Source organism: Micromonospora sp. 4G55, from assembly GCF_016803375.1.
This window is the reverse complement of sequence record NZ_JAEVHN010000621.1, coordinates 1-3579: the sequence shown is the minus strand read 5'-3', so window position 1 is coordinate 3579 and position 3579 is coordinate 1. Positions and strand designations below refer to the sequence as shown.

Annotated in this window: 3 protein-coding genes; all 3 read right to left on the bottom strand. The window is 71.8% G+C overall.

The window, feature by feature from the left end; all coding sequences use genetic code 11:
- A partial coding sequence (locus tag JNW89_RS31135; RefSeq protein WP_375155168.1) for a helix-turn-helix domain-containing protein occupies positions 1-591 on the bottom strand: 591 nt, incomplete at its 3' end.
- A gap of 115 nt (positions 592-706) precedes the next feature.
- Complete coding sequence (locus JNW89_RS31130; protein WP_238451793.1) at positions 707-1861, bottom strand: acyl-CoA dehydrogenase family protein; 1155 nt, start codon at positions 1859-1861, stop codon at positions 707-709.
- A 77-nt stretch (positions 1862-1938) separates the two neighbouring features.
- On the bottom strand, positions 1939-3471 hold the full coding sequence (locus JNW89_RS31125) for an acyl-CoA carboxylase subunit beta (protein WP_238451792.1): 1533 nt from the start codon (positions 3469-3471) through the stop codon (positions 1939-1941).
- Between the last annotated feature and the right edge of the window lie 108 nt (positions 3472-3579).

Sequence of the window (3579 nt, the reverse complement as noted above, 5' to 3'; positions counted from 1 at the left end):
ACGGCGCTCATCGCGGCCAGCACGTCGGCGGGCGTCGGAGCCCTCGCCGACCAGCACGCCGGCCACCCCGCCGGGATACGCGGCGGCGACCTCGTGCGCCACCGCCAGGGCCAGGGCCGTCTTCCCCACGCCGGCCAGCCCGACCAGGGTCACCACCGGCGGCCAGTGGCCCGCGGTGAGCAGCGCGGCGAGGTCGGCCAGGTCCCGCTCCCGCCCGATCAGCTCGACCGGGGGCGGGAGCGCGATCGGCGTACCCGAGGGGTGGGGTTCGCCGGGCGCGGACCCGGCGCCCGGCGCGCGGCCCGGGTCCGCGTCGACGGCCGGGACGGTGACCCGCCCACGGGCGGTGGTGAGGAAGGCGGCGCGCGGCCCGTCGGTGAGGCCGAGCGCGTCGGCGAGCAGCTCCACGGTGGTGCGCTGCGGTCGGCTGGACCGGCCGCGCTCCAGGTCACGGACGGTCCGCACGCCGATCCCGGCCCGCTGGGCCAGCTCGGCCTGGGTGAGACCGGCCCGGAGCCGATGCCCCCGCAACAGCTCCGCCAGCGGGGTACGACCACCCGGCGCCAACTGATGATCAGGAGCCGGTGTCATGGGCACGAAGGGTACGGACCGGATACGACGGTCGACACGGATGCGTCGTCCAGCCGACGCGCCGGAATCCGACAGGCCCCTGCCGTGCGGCGGCGCGGCAGGGGCCGGGGCCGGATCAGACGCCCAGGTCGCGGGCGATGATCATGCGCTGCACCTCGGAGGTGCCCTCGCCGATCTCCAGGATCTTGGAGTCCCGCCAGAACCGGGCGACCGGGTACTCGTTCATGAAGCCGTAGCCGCCGTGGATCTGGGTGGCCTCGCGGGCGTTGTCCACCGCGATCGTGCTGGCGTGCAGCTTGGCGATCGCCGCCTGCCGCTTGAACGGCTCACCGGCCAGCATCCGCGCGGCGGCGTCGTAGTACGCCAGCCGGGCGGTGTGCGCCTTCAGCTCCATGTCGGCGATCTTGAACTGGATCGCCTGGTAGTTGCCGATCGGCTGGCCGAAGGCGTGCCGCTCCTTGGCGTACTTGATCGACTCGTCGACGCAGCCCTGGGCGAGGCCGACGGCGAGCGCGGCGATGGCGATCCGACCCTCGTCGAGGATGCGCAGGAACTGCGCGAAGCCCCGCCCCCGCTCACCCAGCAGGTTCGCCGCCGGCACCCGGCAGTCGTCGAAGGTCAGCTCGTGGGTGTCCGAGGCGGTCCAGCCGACCTTGGAGTAGCCCGGCGCCACGGTGAAGCCCGGCGTCCCCGTGGGCACGATGATGGTCGACAGCTCCTTCGAGCCGTCCGGCTTCGTGCCGGTGACCGCGGTGACGGTGACCAGCGTGGTGATGTCGGTCCCCGAGTTGGTGATGAAGGCCTTGGAGCCGTTGATCACCCACTCGTTCGTCGCCTCGTCCAGCACCGCGCGGGTCTGGGTGCCGCCCGCGTCGGAGCCGGTGCCCGGCTCGGTCAGCCCGAAACCGGCCAGCGCCTCGCCGCTGAGCAGCTTCGGCAGCCAGGTCGCCTGCTGCTCCTCGGTGCCGAACCGGTAGATCGGCATCGCGCCGAGGGAGACCGCCGCCTCCAGGGTGATCGCCACGCTGGAGTCGACCCGGGCCAGCTCCTCCAGGGCGAGGCAGAGCGCGAAGTAGTCGCCGCCCATGCCGCCGTGCTCCTCACCGAAGGGCAGGCCGAACAGGCCCATCTTGCCCATCTGGCGGATCACCTCGTACGGGAAGGTGTGCTTCTCGTAGTGCTCGGCGATGACCGGGGCGACCACCTCACGCGCGAAGTCCCGCACGCTGGACCGCAGCGCCTCTTGTTCCTCGGTGAGCCGGAAGTCCATCTGATCCTCCTGGTGGGACGCCCTTTGTGGATGAGCCGCCGGGCGCTCGTGACGCCGGCCGGGTCGTGCGGGTCGGGTCAGACCGGGGTGACGCCGTGCCGGCGCCGGGAGAAGTGCCGGTCCTTGGTACGCGCGGCGGCGAACCGGCGGACCAGCTCGGCGCGCAGCTCGTGCGGCTCGACGATGGCGTCGACCACCAGTTCGCTGGCGAGCCGGACGACGTCGATGTCCCGCTCGTACTCCTCGCGCTTCGCGGCGACGAAGGCGGCCCGCTCGGTCTCGTCGGCGATCGCGGCGATCTTGTTGGCGTAGACGGCGTTCACCGCGGCCTCCGCCCCCATCACCGCGATCTTCGCGGTGGGCAGCGCGATGGTCGCGTCCGGCTCGAAGCCCGGCCCGGCCATCGCGTAGAGACCCGCGCCGTACGCCTTGCGAACCACCACGCAGATCTTCGGCACGGTCGCCTCGGAGATCGCGGTGATCATCTTGGCGCCGTGCCGGATGATGCCCTGCTTCTCCACCGCGCAGCCGACCATGAAGCCGGGCACGTCGCTCAGGAAGAGCAGCGGCACGTTGAAGGCGTCGCAGAGCTGCACGAACCGGGTCGCCTTGTCGGCCGAGTCGACGAAGAGCACCCCGCCCTTGAACATCGAGTTGTTGCCGACCACGCCGACGACCTCACCGTTCAGCCGGCCGAAGCCGATCGTCAGCTCCTTGGCCCAGAGCGCCTGGATCTCGAAGAACGAGCCGTCGTCGAGCAGGCCCTTGACGTACCGGCGCATGTCGAAGGCCTGCCGCTCGCTGGCCGGCACGAGCGCGGCCAGGTCGACCTTGTCGGACGCCTGCTTGGCGGGCGCGGCCGGCGGCTGCTCGGTCCAGTTCGCCGGCAGGTACGACAGGTAGGTCCGCACCACGTCGAGCGCGTCGGCCTCGGTCTTGCAGAGGAAGTGCCCGACCCCGGACTCGGCGCAGTGCACCTTGGCGCCACCCATCGCCTCCAGCGTCGTCTTCTCGCCGGTGACCATCTCGACCATCCGGTCCGAGCCGAGGTACATGCTGGCGTTGCCGTCCACCATGGCCACCACGTCGCAGAACGCCGGGATGTACGCCCCGCCGGCCGCGCTCGGCCCGAACAGCGCGCAGACCTGAGGGATGGAACCCGAGGCGCGGACCTGGTTCCAGAAGATCTTGCCGGCGCCGCGCCGACCCGGGAACAGGTCGACCTGGTCGGTGATCCGGGCGCCGGCCGAGTCGACCAGGTAGACCATCGGCACGCCGGTCGAGTAGGCCCGCTCGATGATCCGGATGATCTTCTCGACCGTCCGGGCGCCCCAGCTGCCGGCCTTGACCGTCGAGTCGTTGGCCATCAGGCAGACCTGCCGGCCGTCGATGGTGGCGGTGCCGGTGACCACGCCGTCGGCGGGCAGCCCGTCGGCCATCGCGTTCGCGTAGAGTCCGTCCTCGACGAAGGAACCCTCGTCGACCAGGAGCGCGACCCGCTCGCGGGCGAAGAGCTTGCCCTTGGCGGCGTTCGCCGCGTGGTACTTGTCCGCACCGCCGGCCCGGGCGCGCTTGCGCAGCTGCTCCAGTGCCTCACCGTCGAGCGTCACGCCGACTCCCTCGCCGCCTGGGCCGGGCCACCTCGTGAGCGGACCGACTTACCTGAACGATCGTTAGGCTAACCCATCCCCCCTCCACTCGGCGACCCCACCGCGCCC